The sequence below is a fragment of the Limnochorda sp. L945t genome (genome assembly GCF_035593305.1).
In the GTDB taxonomy this organism is placed as follows: domain Bacteria; phylum Bacillota; class Limnochordia; order Limnochordales; family Geochordaceae; genus Carboxydichorda; species Carboxydichorda subterranea.
Genome location: NZ_CP141615.1, coordinates 2061325 through 2075978 on the forward strand (window position 1 = coordinate 2061325; position 14654 = coordinate 2075978).

Here is a 14654-nt window from a genome sequence, read left to right on the forward strand (position 1 = left end):
GAGCGGCAGGGACCTCGGGGATGGGCAACGCGGTGCGGATCACGGGGCGTAGAGGCCTAGGAGATACCCTGGTCGACCAGGGGCTTGTCACCCCAGCGCAGCTGCAGGAGGCCGTGGCCGAGCAGCGGCGGACGGGCAAGAGCATCGTGCGGGCGCTGCTCGATCTCGAGCTCGTGAGCCCCGGCCAGATGGCCGACGCGCTGTCCGCGTACCTCGGCATCCCGCGTGTTCGATGGGACCAGGTGGAACTCCGCCCCGAGCTCGCCCGCGTGCTGCCCGAGCGGTTCTTGAAAGAAGGGGTGCTGCCCGTGCGGGTGGAGGGCAGCACCCTCTTCCTCGCCATGGTCGACCCCATGGACGTCATGCTCCTCGACGACGTGCAGGCGGCCACCGGCATGCACGTCGTACCGCTGGTGGCCACGGAGCCGGAGATCGAGGTGGCGCGGGGGCAGGTCTTCAGCCTGGCCCTCTCCACCGAGGAAGTCGTCGAGCAAATCGAGCCCGAGGAAGAGCCTCTCAACGAGCAGGAGCTCATCGACCCCAACTCCCCGGCCGTCCGCATGGTCAACCTCATCCTGGCCGACGCCGTCCAGCGGCGGGCCAGCGACGTCCATCTGGAACCGCAAAGAGATCGCCTGCGCGTGCGCTTTCGCATCGACGGCCTGCTGCGAGACGTCAGCACGGTTCCCCGCCAGCTCATGCCGAGCGTCGTCTCCCGGGTGAAGGTCATGGCCGGGCTCGACATCGCCGAGCACCGGCGCCCGCAGGACGGCCAGATCCAGATGCGGATCGGCGAGGCGCAGGTCGACATGCGAGTCTCCGTCATGCCGACCATCCACGGCGAGAAGGCCGTGGTGCGGTTGCTCAACCGGAGCGCCGGGCTCATCACGCTCGACCAGTTAGGTTTCCTGCCCGAGGCGCGCCTCCAGGTCGACGAGATGCTGCGCCAGCGCCAGGGCCTCATCCTGCTCACGGGGCCCACCGGGAGCGGCAAGTCGACGACCCTTTACGCCTTTTTGCAGGCGCTCAACACGCCCGAGCGCAACATCATCACGGTGGAAGATCCGGTGGAGTACCACGTGGACGGCATCACGCAGGTGCAGATCAATCCCCGGGCCGGCATCACCTTCGCCAACACGCTGCGCAGCGTGCTCCGCCAGGACCCCGACGTGCTCATGGTCGGGGAGATCCGGGATCAGGAGACCGCGCAGATCGCGGTGCGGGCAGCCCTCACCGGGCACCTGGTGCTTTCGACGCTGCACACCAACTCGGCGCCCGGCAGCGTGGTGCGGCTCATGGACATGGGGGTCGAGCCGTACTTGCTGAGCGCCACCCTGGTGGGGGTCGTCGCGCAGCGCCTGGTGCGGGCCGTCTGCCGCGACTGCCGGACGACGGGCGTGCCGGAGCTCACGCCGGCCGAACGGAGCTTCCTCGGCCCCGCCTATCACGGCGAGCCCCTCGCCTGGGGGCGCGGCTGCCAGGTGTGCGAAGGCACGGGCTTTCGCGGCCGGGTCCTGATCGAGGAGGTGCTCCTGGTGGACCGGGCCATCCGCGATCACATCGCCGGGCAGCCCTCCGAGGATACCTTGCGGCAGCTCGCCATGAAGGCAGGCATGAAGACGCTCAAGGAAAGCGGCATCGCCAAGGCGCTGATGGGAATCACCACCGTGGGCGAGGTCTTCCGGGCGCTGTACAGCCTCGACGAGTGGAACGGCAAGGAACCATGGCAAACCGGCGGCACGGGCGAGGCCGCGGCCGCGCTCGCCACCGCAGGGACTGAACAACCTTCGAGTCTCGAGGCCGAAGAGGTGCGCCCATGAACGAGACGCTGGATACGTTGCTGCGGATCACGGTAGAGCGACACGCCTCGGACCTCCACCTGACCTCGGGCGTGCCACCCATGCTGCGCATCCACGGGCGGCTCGAACCGCTCGACGGATACAAGGTCCTGATGCCGGCGGACCTGGAGGGGCTCATCCGGCCCATCCTCAACGAGGGGCTGTTGCGCACGTTCGAGCAACAGGGCCAGGTGGATCTGTCGCACGGGGTGCCGGGGGTCGGGCGGTTCCGGTGCAACGTCTTTCGCCAGCGGGGTTCGTGGGGCATGGCCGCCCGGGTGATCCCGGCCGAGGTCCCGTCGCTCGACCAGCTCGGGCTGCCCCCGGTGGTCGCCGACCTTTGCGGGCGGGTCGACGGGCTCATCCTGGTGACCGGGCCCACCGGCAGCGGCAAGTCGACGACGCTCGCCGCCATGATCGATCACATCAACCAGCACCGTAAGACCGTCATCATCACGCTGGAGGACCCCATCGAGTACCTGCACCGCCACAAGATGAGCGTCATCAACCAGCGGGAGATCGGCACCGACACGACGTCGTTCGCGGCCGCGCTGCGGGGAGCGCTCAGGGCCGACCCCGACGTCGTGCTGGTCGGGGAGATGCGGGACCTGGATACGGTCGCCACGGCCCTGCGGGCCGCCGAGACAGGGCATCTGGTACTTTCGACGCTTCACACCCGGGGCGCGGCGGAGACGGTGGAGCGGGTCATCGACATGTTTCCGCCCGAACAGCAGCGGCAAATCCAGCTGCAGTTCGCCTCGACCATTCAGGCGGTCATCTCGCAGCGGCTGCTCCCGAGGGCGGACGGGCAGGGGCGGGTGCTGGCCTGCGAGGTGATGGTGGCCACGCCGGCCATCCGCACCATGATCCGGGAGAGTAAGTGGCACCAGATCCCGGCCGCCATCGAGACGGGGGCGCGGTTCGGGATGCGCACGCTGGAGGCCTCCATGCGGGCGTTGCTGGAGCGGGGGCTCATCGATCCCGAGGAGATGCTGGCGCTCAAGCGGGAGTAGCGGCACAGCAAGAAGGGGCAGGCGCCGGGAGGGGTTGGGGTGTCCGTTCCCTTCGAGTACAGGGCGAGGGACAAGACCGGGCGGGCGGTCAGCGGCGTCATCGACGCCGAGGACAGCGCGGCGGCGGTACGGCGGCTGCGCCAGGAAGGGCTCTACGTCTCGTCGGTGCGGCCTGCTTCCAGAGCCGGCGCCAGAGGGGCGGCCGGGCGCGGGGCGGGCGCCGGGGCCGGGGCGCTGGGCGTCCTGAGCCGGGGGCGCAGGCCCTCGGCGGCCGACGTGGCGCTGTTGTGCAGCCAGTTCGCCATGATGCTCAGGGCGGGGCTGACGGCGGCCGACGGGCTGCGGCTGCTCGTGCAGCAGACCTCCAACCGCAGGCTGCGCGAGGCGCTCGAGGCAGTGCGCCGGGACGTCTCCACCGGGTCGTCGCTCGCCAGGAGCTTCGGGCGGCACGGCGACGTCTTCCCCCAGCTGCTCGTGCAGATGGTCGAAGTCGGCGAGGTGACGGGCGCCCTCGAGGAAGTGCTCAACCGCACCGGCGCGTACTACCAGCGGGAGCACGAACTGCGGGCCAAAGTGCGGGAGGCCCTCGCCTACCCCACCCTCGTCGCCATCGTGGCGCTGGTCGTGATCAACGTCTTGCTGCTGTTCGTGCTGCCGACCTTCGTGGGGTTCTTCCGGCAGGCGGGGATGCCGCTGCCCCTGGCGACCCGCGTGCTGCTCGGGGTGCAGGAGTTCACGTCGCGGTGGTGGTGGGCCGTCGCAGCGGCGGTCGTCGCCGCAGCCACGGCCTTGCGCCAGTACGTGCGCACCCCTCGCGGCCGCCTGGAGCGGGACCGCTTCCTGCTGCGGGCGCCCATCTTCGGAGGGCTCGTGACCCGCACGGTGCTCGCCCGCCTCACCCGCACCCTGGGGCTCGGGCTGCGCAGCGGGATTTCCATGGTCGAGGCGCTGCGCGCGGCGCAGCGGGTGGTGGGCAACGAGGCGATGGCCCAGGCGATGGCGGGCGTCATCGCCGGCGTCGAGAAAGGCCAGAGCGTCGCGAAGGCGATGGCGGCCCAGAAACTCTTCCCCGAACTGCTCGTCCAGATGGTCGCCGTGGGGGAGACCACGGGCAGCGTGGAGGAGATGATGGAGCACCTGGCCACCCGCTACGACGGCGAGGTGGAGCGGGCGGTCAAGACCCTCATCTCGCTGCTCGAACCCGCCATCATCATCGTGCTGGCCGGCGTGGTGCTGCTCATCGTGGCGTCGGTGATGCTGCCGCTGTTCCAGTCGGCGGGGCTCGTCCAGTAGGGGGCCGGCGAGGTGGCGCAACTGGTGGTCGGCATCGACCTCGGGCACAAAGAGGTGAAAGTCGCGCAGCTGCGGCGCCGCCGGCGCTCGCACCGGGTGGAACGCCTGCTGCGCATCCCCGTACCGGCCCAGGCCATCGCCCAGGGCCGTATCGAGGCCCGCGAGAGGTTGAGGGACGCGCTCAGGCCCGCGTTCGGCGGGCTGCGCCTGGAGCAGCTCCATGTCGTCGTGGCCATGAAGAGCCCCGAGTTCCTGGTGCGAACGCTCACCCTGCCGCCCATGCCCCCCGGCGAACTGCGCGAGGCGGCCCGCTGGGAGATGGTCGACCTGTTGCAGCTTCCCCGAGAACAGGCCGATGACCTCCTGGTCGACTGCGAGGTGCTCGAGCAGCCGGCAGACGGCGAGGCCCGGGTCGGCGTGGTCGCGACCCGGAGGCCCGTCGTCCGGGAGGTCGTCCAGCTCCTGAAAGAGCTGCGGCTTCCGCCGGAGGTGCTGGAGGTCAACGCTTTCGCCCTGGAACGGGCGGTGCGGCGGCCCGGGCACGTCTGCTACCTCGACGTGGGCGACGCGTTCACCGAGGTGTACGTAGCGTCGGACGGGCGCTACGAGCTCTACCGGCTGCTGCCGATGGGTTTGGACCGCGTCACGGCGGCGCTCGCCGAGGTGCTGGGAACCTCCCGGGAGCATGCCGAGGCGGCCCGGCAAAGCGAGGAGCTGGGGACGCTCTTGGAGCGTTCCGGCAGCCACCCGGCGCTTCGCCGGACGGTCCAGGCGCTCCTGGACGCCCTGGCCCAGACGCTCGAGTACGTGCGCACTCAGGGAGCACAGGCGGCGGGGCCGGGCGACGGGGCCGTCGACGCGATCGTGCTCTCCGGGGGCGGGGCGCTCCAACCGGGCATGGCGGCCCTGCTCCACGAGGAGCTGGGGTATCCGGTGGAGACGGCCGACCCGCTCCAGGGCCTGGAGCTTGACCCGCGGGTCGGCGAAGCCGTGGGCGAGGGGCTGGCGCCGCTTTTCGCGCCGGCCGTAGGGTTGGCGCTCCGGGGGGTGGAGGGGCCGTGAGAGTCAACCTCATTCCCCCGGAGGACCGGGTCAAGCAGGGCCTGGTGCCGCTGGAGCCGATCCTCGGGGTGGTCGGAGTGTTCTTGGTGACGGTGGCCGTCGTGCTGGGCAACTTCAACCAGCAGCAGCTGGCAGAGGCCGAACGGCGGGTCACGTCGCTGCGGCGGGTGGTGGCGGAGCTCCAGCCGTACCAGGAGGAGCTCGCTCGGGTGCGAGACGAGACGCGGCGGGTCGAAGAGGCGCTGAAGGCGGGCACGGGGCAAAGCGAGGCACAAGCCGGGGTCAGGCCCCTCTCGGAGCTGGCGCGGCGAATGGCCGACGCCGCCCGGCGGCCGGGCACGGTGTGGCTGACCCGGCTCGCCTGGTCGCAAGGGCGCCTCCAGCTCGAGGGACTCGCGACGGATGCGGCTTCCGTGACCGCCTTCCTCGCACACCTGACGGCGGACGGCGTCCTGCGGCAAACCCAGGGCAGCGTCAGCGCCGAGGGGGCGGGCGGGGTCGTGAGGTTTTCGTGCGAACTGGCGGTGAGCCCCGCAGGCGAGGCCGCGCCGGGCGCGGCACCGGGCAGCTCTGCCGGGAGCACGGCGGCGGGTGAGCGACGTTGAAGCTGCGTGCCGGAGTGCGCCTCGGCGGGCGCGTGCCCCTCGCCCCGGCGATGGTGGTCGCCCTCCTCCTGGGCGGCGGCGCCTACTACCTCGCATGGTACCGGCCCGTGGCGGTCCGGACGGCGGCCATGCTGGCCGAGGCGAGCCGCCTCGAGGCAGAGGTGCAGGTCCTGAGCCGGGCACGCCTCGCGCTGCCGGAGGCGGAGCGGGCGCTCCAGGCGCTTCGCGCGCGCCAGGCCAGAGCGGCCGAACGCACGCCGCGGGTGGAGGACCTCCCGCGCGGGGCGGGATTCGTGTCGAGGGCGGCGGAGGTCGCCGGATTGCGCCCGCTGCGCGTGACGTACTCGCTGCAGGGGCCGGCCGCCCCTGCCCCGGACGCCAAAGCAGCCGCCGGCGGGGGATCGGTGAGGTTCGACGTGGAGGTGGAAGGGCCCTACGGCGGGCTCGTGAGCCTCGTCGAGACGATGGAGCGAGCGTTCGAGGGGGTGCAGTTCATCTCCCTCGCCGTGTCGCCCGCGCCACCGCCGGAACCAGCGCGCCTCGCGGCCCATGCGCCGTCCCAGGCGCAGGCCCAGGCCAACGTCCCGTTCTCGCCGCTGCTTGGGCAGGCCGCAGGGCAAGCCCCGGGCGGGACGCAGCCGGGTGTGACGGCAGGCCCCGGGGCCGGGAGTGAGGCGGCGCTCTCCGACCGGCTCTCGCAGGTGGCCGCGCTCTTCTCCTACCTGCAGATGCTGGCGATGCAGCAGTCGGGTGCCGTCACCGGGGTGCCGGTGGGGCAGCCGGCGGGTCCCCTCTCCCCCTCCGCCGCCTCCGGCTCTCCGGCTCCGGAGGTGACCGGCTCGCCGGCCGTCCGGGCGTCCTTGAGCTTCACGGTGGCGGTACGGGCAGCGGACGACCCGGTCTCCCGGGCGGTGGAGTGGAAGGCGCTTCCCCTTCCCGTAGCGAGCACGACGGGCGGGACGTCCAACCCCTTCGAGCCGTCCGACAGGACCGCCGTCGAAGCCAGGCTGGCGCAAGCGCCGAGCCCGGAGGTCCCGGCTCTGCGGGTGACGGGCATCGCCCGGGGCTCCGACGGCTTCATGGCCGTGCTCGTCGTCGACGAACGCAGCCACCTGGTGCGTGACGGCACCCGCCTCGGACGGCTCACGGTGCGTACCGTGCGCGCCGGCGGGGTGGACGTGCAGGTAGAGGGCCGGCGGGTGTTCGTTCCCCTGCGCGTGGAGCCGTGACGGCCCGTGGAAGAGCTTACGGGAAAACGGCAGAAGAGGAGACCGGCAAGATGCGAAGATCGGGAAGGTTGGCCATCATCGCGCTGGCGTGGGCCTTCGCTCTCGCGGCGGCGACCCTGAACGCCGCAGGTGGCATGGCAGCCGAGGCGGCGGCGCCGGCAGGCCCGCCGGGCTCGCCGCCGGCAAACGGTACCAGGACGCCTGCTCCCACCCCCGCCGGCCGGGGCGAGCTCGTCGACATGGCCTTCCAGAAGGCCGACGTGGCCGACGTCTTCCAGGTGCTCGGGGAGCTGGCCGGCCTCAACGTGCTGGTCGACCCGTCGGCGAGCGGCCAGGTGACGTTCTTCCTGCACCGGATCCCCGCCATGGACGCCATCGACCTGGTGGCCCGGGCGAGCGGGTTGGGCTACAAGATCGTCGACGGGACGCTCATCGTGGCGGCGCCGCAGCGGCTGCAGGCACAGTTCGCCCGGGAGGCGGTGGCGACGGTGGCGCTGCGCTACCTGGCCCCCGCCGACGCCGAACGGCTGGTCAAGACCGTCGTACCGGGCATCCAAACGGTCGTCGACACCCGGTCGTCGGCCATCGTGATGCGGGGAAGCGAAGAGGACGTCGCCCGGGCCAAGCAACTCCTCGCCCGCCACGACGTGGCCGCCATCCCGGAGCTGCAGTTCGACGCCGCTCCCGTGGCAACGGTGCTGCTGGCCCTGGCGAAGGCCGGCGGCATGAGCCTCGTCGTCGAGGGCCAGCTGGCCGGGACGGTCACGCTCTACCTGCGGCCCGGCACGGCGGTGAAGGACGCGCTCGACATTGTGGCCCGTCAGACGGGGATCACCTATCGCATCGGCGAGGACAACCTCCTGGTGGTCACTCCTCCGGGCCCGCAGGCGCTGCAGACCCAGAGCGCCCCTGCGGCGCAGGCCCGGGCCTACGAGCTTCACTTCATCCCCGTCGAGACCGCGGCGGGGCTCCTGGCAGCGGCTCTGCCCGACGTGAAGGCCCAGAGCGTGCCCGGCACGAGCGTGCTCATGCTGCAGGGCACGCCGGCGCAGATGCAGCGGGCGGAGGCCCTGCTGAGGTCGTTCGACCGGCCGTCCGTGCGGGTGGCCGGCATCATGCAGGTCGGCGACGAGCTGCGAGCGCTGGTCGAGATCGGCGGCCGCAGCTACGTGGTCCGGGAGGGAAGCCAGGTCGGGCCGCTGGTCGTCACGAGCGTCACCAAGGAAGGGGTCACCCTGGCCCTCGACGGGCAGGAGATCGCGGCCCCGGCGGGTGGTGCGCTGCGATGAGCGGCACCGTGCAGGCTGGCAAGTGGTCCCGCCTCGCCGCGGCCGGTCTCGCCCTGCTCGGGCTCGCCGTGGCTGCGGCGACCGGGGCCCTGGCGGCAGCGCCGGTACCGGGCGCGGGGGCCTCCGGCGAGGGACAGGAGGCGCAGGTGTCGCTCGCCTTTCAAGACGCGGACGTACGGGAGATCTTCGCGTCGCTGGCCGACGCGGCCGGATGGAACTTCGTCGCGCTGCCCGACCTCACGGGCAAGGCGACGCTCGCGATCAAGGGCCTGAGCGTGGAGCAGGCCGTCGACATGGTGGCCCGGGCGACGGGGTTCGCGTACGTGCTGTCGGCCAACACGCTGGTGGTGGGCGCCCGATCCTCGCTGGAAGCCCGCTTCGACCCGGAGGGCGTGCGGCCCGATCGGCCGGCGGCGCCGAAGCCTGCTCCACCGGCGGAAGAGACGGCTACCGAGTTCGTACGGCTCAACTACGTGCGGGCGGCGGCCATGAAGCAGCTCGCCACCATGGTTCTGCCGGAGGGGGCCATCCGCGTCGACGAGGCCAGCAACCTGCTGGTGGTGCAAGGCACGGCGCAGCAGCTGGATGCGCTGCGCCGGCTCGTCGCCGAGTACGACCGGCCGCCGGCCCAGGTGCTCATCGAGGCCCGGGTCGAGGAGGTGCTGGGCAACGCCACGGAGGACCTGGGTCTGGCATGGCAGCTGCCGAGGGTCGGGGTGTCGCTGGCCCCGCGGTTCGGCTCGGTCAGGCTCGACCCGGAGGAATTGCTGGCCACGTTGCATGCCCTCGAGGAGCAGGGACGGAGCCGTCTGCTCGCCCGGCCCCAGGTGACGACCATCAACGGGCAGGCGGCCACCATCTTCATCGGCGACGAGATCCCCATCATCCTCAAGGGGCAGGGCGACGCCCCGGACACGCTGCAGACCATCACAGCGGGCGTGCGGCTGGAGATCACGCCGTTCGTGGGGAGCGACGGCACCATCACGGCCGACGTGAAGCCGGAGGTGAGCACCATCGCCGGCTACCGCGTGGCCGGCGACCAACAGCTGCCCCAGATCCGGACGCGCAAGGCTCAGACCCGGATCCGGGTCAAGGACGGCGAGCCCATCGTCATCGGCGGGCTCATCAACCAGCAGGAGAGCGAGACGGTGTCGGGCCTGCCGGTGCTCAAGGAGTTTCCGGTGCTGGGCGGGTTCTTCTCGACCACCCGCACCGACCAGCAGCAGAGCGAGATGCTCATCTTCCTCATTCCCAGGGTCCTGCCGGGCGAAGGGGCGACAGCGAAAGCCGAGCAGGGCCAGGCAGGCTCCAACGGGGCGGCGGCTCCGGGAAGTCGGGAGCAAGGGTCGACGGCCGGCGAACGCACCAGGTGGCAGATGCCGTCTTTCGAGCGCCCGCAGCAGTGGGCCATCCGGCTCGATGCCGCCGGGGCCCAGGAGTCGGCGTGGGAGATCGGGGTCGAACGGCCCGTGGGCACGGCACAAACGGCGACCACCAGCCTTGTCCTGACTCCGGTCTCGGCGGGTAGCGAAAGAGCAAGTGCCTGGGGCCTGGGTCTCAGCTGGCGCTGGTATTACCCGTCGTCTCTGGGCGGCGCGTGGTTGGGGCTGGGGGGCGAGGTGATCTGGCCCAACGCCGGGGTGGGCTCGGTGGCAGCCGGCACAGGCCTGACCGTCGTGAGCATCGAGGCGGGAGCGCGTACGCCCATCGAGCGGGTACCGTTGTTCCTGGAGCCGTTCGTGCGGTGGGTGCCGGCGGTATGGGGCGATGCGGCGCTCGTGGAGCTGCCCCGCAGGACGCCGGGCCTGTGGTTGGGTCTCGACGTGGGGTGGGCGTTTTGAACGCGGCCCGGCCAGCGGGACGGGCGCGGCATCGTCCTGCTGGATGCGGGCAGGTCACGGGCCGAATCCACCCGGAAATGGGGTGAGCCACATGTGCAACCCCCGATGCAAACAGAGGCCCGGATGGGCGCCAGGCTTCTCGTCCTGGCGGCCGCGCCGTGCCAGCGGGCGTGATCCCCGCCGCGGCGAAGAGGGCTACTTCCTCGTCATGGCCCTCATCCTCACCACGGCGGTGATGGTGATGGCGAGCGGGCTGGCTCTGGTGAGCACAGCGTCTCTGCGGGCCGCCCGGCACGCCCTCGACCGCGCTCGAGCCCTTTACGCCGCCGAGTCGGGGATGAACGTCGCCATCCACGCCGTGGAGACAGATGCCATCGGCAACGATCCCTGGACCGCGGAGGTCCCCGGCTGGTACAGGGTGACGGTCAACGGCAAGGACGGCGAGCGGTGCCCGGACATCGCGCGAACGGTCTATGCAGACGGGTGGAGTGGCAGCGTTCACCGAAGGTTCAGCGCGAGGCTGAGGCTTACGACCACCCCTTTCCCCCGGGAAAAGGTGGTCACTGCTGGGTGTGAGGCTGACTACTTCGATCCGCTCCTGACATTCAAGCCAATAGACCAAATCTCGCCCCCGCACGGGTGGACACGATGGCCAGGCGGGTCGGTCACGGTCCCCGCTGGAAGCCATGTCGACTACAGGGTCGACGGGCCCCTGTATCTAGGGCCGGGGACCACGGTCACTGTGTCCCCGGACGCGGCAATGAACCTGTTCATCAACGGCGACCTCTTCGTCGACGACGGCGTAACTCTGAACGTCTCGGCAGGCGCGAAAGTCAACTTCTACACCTACGGTAGCATTCATCTGGGCGCCAACACTCTTGGCTCCACCGTGCTAGGCAGCAAGCTCAACGTCAATACGAGCGAGTACGTGGTGTTTCATGTTCAGCAGGCGCTGACCACAAGTCCAGGCTCGGCGATCGTCGTGACCCGCCCGGAGGGTGATGAGACCGGTGGGGTCGTTTTCGTGATGTCGAACGAAGGATCCGGCCCCGCGACCATCTACCCGTACACGAGCATCATTCAGATGATTCTTGATACGCTGACGAACGCGTTGAAAGAGGCCTTCCCCGAGTTTTCCATAGACCTGTGTAAACTCTTCCGGCCACTATGCTCGCCCCCATCCCAGATGGCCGTTTACGCTCCCACTCGTTGGATTACCGGTGTCTCCCTCCCTTGGTCGGATCCTAAAGTGAAAGGGTCCTTGGTGGGCCAGGCCATAACTGACCAGTGCAATTCCTTCACCGTCAAGGTACTCATCTTCACGTGGACATTGGGCTGTGGCGACAGCTATGGTATGGACGTTTATGCTGATCCCACGTTTAAAAAGTTTCCGTTTACGAACCCATCCCGGATGATATCCGGATCCTGGAAAGAGGTCCAGGTGGTCCCGTGACCGGACGTGCTCGAAAGCCTAGCGGCTGTCAGGAAGATGGGGTCGAGGGCTTTAGCCTGATCGAAGTACTCGCAGGAATCGTGATCGTCGCTGTTGCCCTTGGTGGCCTGTATGTCCTGTACAGCACCATCGTCCGGATCGACGCCCACCGGCGCCAGTTGACCGAAGCCACGGCAACATTGACGTCGACGGCCGAAGAGATCAAGAGCATGCCATGGGAGCAGTTAGTCAGATTTCCCGGTGAAGAATGCCCATCAACCATACCCGTCCCTCGGGGACTCGCTCTTCGCTGCACGCGACAGGCCGAACCACCCGAAACTGATCTGAAGACCGCCCTATTGGTGAGGGTAACCATCGAGGTAAGGGATCAGGAGACGGGCCGATTGGTGGCCGATGTCACATTGCTCCGGGCCAAAGAGGGTTTCTGAGCCAGCATGAAAACGCGCCCAGGCACAAGGCTCGGACGTACGGCACACGGGCCACGCGCGTGCCGATGGGCGGGTTTCAGCCTGCTCGAAGTCATGCTCGCAACGGCCATTCTCGGGATCGTCCTATCCGGGCTGGTAGGCGCCATCATCGGGCTTGTGCGTCTTGACCAAGTGCTGTCCGCCAGGGCCCGTGCCGAAAGCATGGTCACCGCCGTGCTCTCCCAGATGCTGTACGGCAGCGCGCAGCGGCCGGGAGTGGTCGCTGCCAGCAAACTCGTCGTCCCCGGCGGGGTCGGCGCCAGCACGGCGCAACTCAAGTACCGCGTCGATACCCCGGGCGGGGAAACGGTTTACGACTACGCCTGCGAGGCAGGGGCGCTGACGTTGACCGTCACCTCGGGCGGGGCCACCGCGGTGCGGGAGACGCTGCTCGCCCCCGTCGCAGGTTTCACGGCGAGTCTACAGCACCTGTCCGACGGTACGCCGGTCGTTCGCATCGAAATCCAGGTCGAGGTGCCCACGCTTACCGGAACGACCGTCTGGAGCGTGGCCCAGGAGGGGGTTCCGCGCAACGGAGTTTGGTGACCGTGGCGTAAACTTGCCGGTGGGCCTCGTGATCCCGTTCGTGGCCGTGCTGGGGATGGCGGTCGGTAGCTTCGTGAGCGCTGCCGTTTACAGGTTGGCTCGAGGCATCACGGTGGTGCGGGGCCGTTCGCGGTGCCCCCACTGCCAGCACGTTTTGGGTGCCGCGGACCTCGTTCCCCTGGTGAGCTACGTGTGGAGCCGGGGGAGATGCCGCTACTGCGGCGTCCGGATCTCGCCCATGTACCCGCTGCTCGAGGTAACATGTGCGTCAGGCTTCGTGTTGCTGTGGCTGGCCAGCGCCACTCCCGCCATGTGGGTGGTGCGCGCCACGCTCTTCTCGCTCCTCGTTGCGCTCGTGCTGACGGATCTCCAGGCGGGCACGCTGCCCGACGCGCTCACGGTGACGGGGCTCATGCTGGCGACAGGATTCGCCGCCGCCGGTTGGTCAGTTGGGCTGAACCAGGCTCTCGTCGGCGCCGCTGTGGGAGCGGCCACGATTCTGGTCATCGTATGGGCCAGCCGGGGCGGGATGGGCATCGGGGACGCCAAGATGCTCGCCATGATCGGGGCGTTCTTGGGGCCGTGGGGGGCGCTGGGAACGCTTGTTTGGGGCAGCTTCCTCGGGAGCGTGGTCGGGGCGGGGCTGCTGCTGACCGGACGGGCGACCCGCAAGACCAAGCTACCGTTCGGGCCGTTCCTGGCGGCCGGGGCCTTGCTGGCCCAGTGGACGGTGCCCCTCTGGCTGCGGTTCGTTGGACTGGGAGCTCCCCCTGGCTCATGACTTCGCGCTGAGCGTGCGCTCTCGGCGTCGGGCGGGGCAGGTACCAGGCTGCCCGCCGTATTGGAAGCCTCCGGGGAGGAACCGGCGCTACGGGCCGGCGAAAGGCACGCTTCTTTTCGAAGCGCCTGGCAGCCGAGGTTGGATCAGCCGCCGCGGTCGAACCGCCACAGGCCGGCGGCCCGGGCGGCGGCGAGCGCGGCCTCGTACTCGGCGCGCGTGATGCGGCGGGCGAGTTCGGGGAAGGCGCGAGGCTCGGCCAGCACGCGACCGGCCGGGTGATACTGGGCCATCAGGTTGACGTACGTGTCCGGCGACAGCTCCCGGGCCACCCACTGCATGATCTCGGCCGTTCCCGCGAGGCCGCCCGGCATGACCAGGTGGCGCAGCAGCACGCCGCGGCGGGCGAGCCCGTGCTCGTCGATGACGAGCGGGCCTACCTGGCGGTGCATCTCCTTGACGGTCCGGCGGGCTACCTCGGGGTAGTCGGGCGCCTTGAGCAGGCGGCGGGAGACGTCCGGATCCCACACCTTGAAGTCCGGCATGTAGATGTCGACCACGCCGTCGAGCAGGGCCAGGCTCTCCATGGAGTCGTAGGCCGAGGTGTTGTACACGAGCGGCAGGCGGAGGCCGCCGCGCACCGCGATGACCAGCGCTTCGAGCACCTGGGGGACGACGTGCTCCGGGGTGACGAGGTTGATGTTGTGGCAGCCGGCGGCTTGCAGGCGCAGCATGAGGGCGGCGAGCTCTTCGGCGGTGAGTTCCGCGCCATCGCCTGCCTGGCTGATGTCGAAGTTCTGGCAGAAGACGCAGCGCAGGTTGCACCACGAGAAGAAGATCGTGCCGGAGCCACGCCGGCCCCGCAGGCATGCTTCTTCCCCGTGGTGCGTAAAGGCGGAGGCGACCCGAGCCAGGCGCCCGGTGCGGCAGGCACGGCGCTGGTCGACCAGGCGGTCGGCGCCGCAGTTGCGGGGGCACAGACGGCAGGAGGCCAGCGCGGCGACCGCGCGCCCGGCCCGGCGCTCGAGTTCGCCGGACTCGTAGAGCGCCAGGTATGCCGGGTACGAGCTCGGGGTCGCCGTGGTCATCCGCCCGGCCCCTCCTCCGGGGGAACGTCTTCACCGCGATCATACCGGCACGCGGCACCGATGAGCCTAACGCCGGGGCCCGAGGTTATCCTCCCGGCCGGAACGCCGGGTGGCGAACGGCGTGAGTCCGTGCGGGCGCCGGGGCCGTTCGT

At 70.1% G+C, this 14654-nt stretch carries 13 protein-coding genes; 12 read left to right on the forward strand and 1 reads right to left on the reverse strand.

The window, feature by feature from the left end; all coding sequences use genetic code 11:
* Positions 1-20: 20 nt before the first annotated feature.
* From U7230_RS09595 to U7230_RS09650, 12 genes are all read left to right on the forward strand, one after another.
* The gene (locus tag U7230_RS09595) at positions 21-1820 is read left to right on the forward strand and encodes a GspE/PulE family protein (protein WP_324715622.1); all 1800 of its coding nucleotides are present in this window, start codon (positions 21-23) and stop codon (positions 1818-1820) included.
* The gene (locus tag U7230_RS09600; protein ID WP_324715623.1) at positions 1817-2851 is read left to right on the forward strand and encodes a type IV pilus twitching motility protein PilT; all 1035 of its coding nucleotides are present in this window, start codon (positions 1817-1819) and stop codon (positions 2849-2851) included. Before U7230_RS09595 ends, U7230_RS09600 begins: the two co-directional genes overlap by 4 nt.
* 39 nt (positions 2852-2890) lie before the next feature.
* A complete protein-coding gene (locus tag U7230_RS09605) occupies positions 2891-4144 on the forward strand; it encodes a type II secretion system F family protein (protein WP_324715624.1) in 1254 nt (417 codons plus the stop codon).
* A 12-nt stretch (positions 4145-4156) separates the two neighbouring features.
* Positions 4157-5206 (forward strand): type IV pilus assembly protein PilM, encoded by a 1050-nt coding sequence (pilM, locus tag U7230_RS09610; RefSeq protein WP_324715625.1) that lies wholly within the window; start codon positions 4157-4159, stop codon positions 5204-5206.
* Positions 5203-5811, forward strand: a complete 609-nt coding sequence (locus U7230_RS09615; RefSeq protein WP_324715626.1) for a PilN domain-containing protein — start codon at positions 5203-5205, stop codon at positions 5809-5811. Before pilM ends, U7230_RS09615 begins: the two co-directional genes overlap by 4 nt.
* Entirely contained in the window at positions 5808-7040 is a 1233-nt protein-coding gene (locus U7230_RS09620; RefSeq protein ID WP_324715627.1) for a hypothetical protein, read from the forward strand. The genes U7230_RS09615 and U7230_RS09620 overlap by 4 nt, the downstream gene beginning before the upstream one ends.
* Before the next feature lie 50 nt (positions 7041-7090).
* Positions 7091-8329 carry a secretin N-terminal domain-containing protein gene (locus tag U7230_RS09625; protein WP_324715628.1) on the forward strand — a complete coding sequence of 413 codons (1239 nt, stop codon included), beginning with the start codon at positions 7091-7093 and terminating at the stop codon, positions 8327-8329.
* On the forward strand, positions 8326-10170 hold the full coding sequence (locus U7230_RS09630; protein WP_324715629.1) for a secretin GspD/PilQ domain-containing protein: 1845 nt from the start codon (positions 8326-8328) through the stop codon (positions 10168-10170). The genes U7230_RS09625 and U7230_RS09630 overlap by 4 nt, the downstream gene beginning before the upstream one ends.
* A 208-nt stretch (positions 10171-10378) precedes the next feature.
* A complete protein-coding gene (locus U7230_RS09635; RefSeq protein ID WP_324715630.1) occupies positions 10379-11623 on the forward strand; it encodes a pilus assembly PilX N-terminal domain-containing protein in 1245 nt (414 codons plus the stop codon).
* Positions 11620-12051: a type IV pilus modification PilV family protein gene (locus U7230_RS09640; protein ID WP_324715631.1), complete on the forward strand. Its 432-nt coding sequence runs from the start codon at positions 11620-11622 to the stop codon at positions 12049-12051. The genes U7230_RS09635 and U7230_RS09640 overlap by 4 nt, the downstream gene beginning before the upstream one ends.
* Before the next feature lie 6 nt (positions 12052-12057).
* Positions 12058-12636, forward strand: coding sequence for a PulJ/GspJ family protein (locus U7230_RS09645; protein ID WP_324715632.1), 579 nt, complete (start codon positions 12058-12060; stop codon positions 12634-12636).
* A gap of 19 nt (positions 12637-12655) precedes the next feature.
* The gene (locus U7230_RS09650; protein WP_324718223.1) at positions 12656-13417 is read left to right on the forward strand and encodes a prepilin peptidase; all 762 of its coding nucleotides are present in this window, start codon (positions 12656-12658) and stop codon (positions 13415-13417) included.
* Positions 13418-13560: 143 nt separating this feature from the next.
* Here U7230_RS09650 and U7230_RS09655 read toward each other — a convergent pair whose 3' ends face one another.
* Entirely contained in the window at positions 13561-14502 is a 942-nt protein-coding gene (locus U7230_RS09655) for a radical SAM protein (RefSeq protein WP_324715633.1), read from the reverse strand.
* Between the last annotated feature and the right edge of the window lie 152 nt (positions 14503-14654).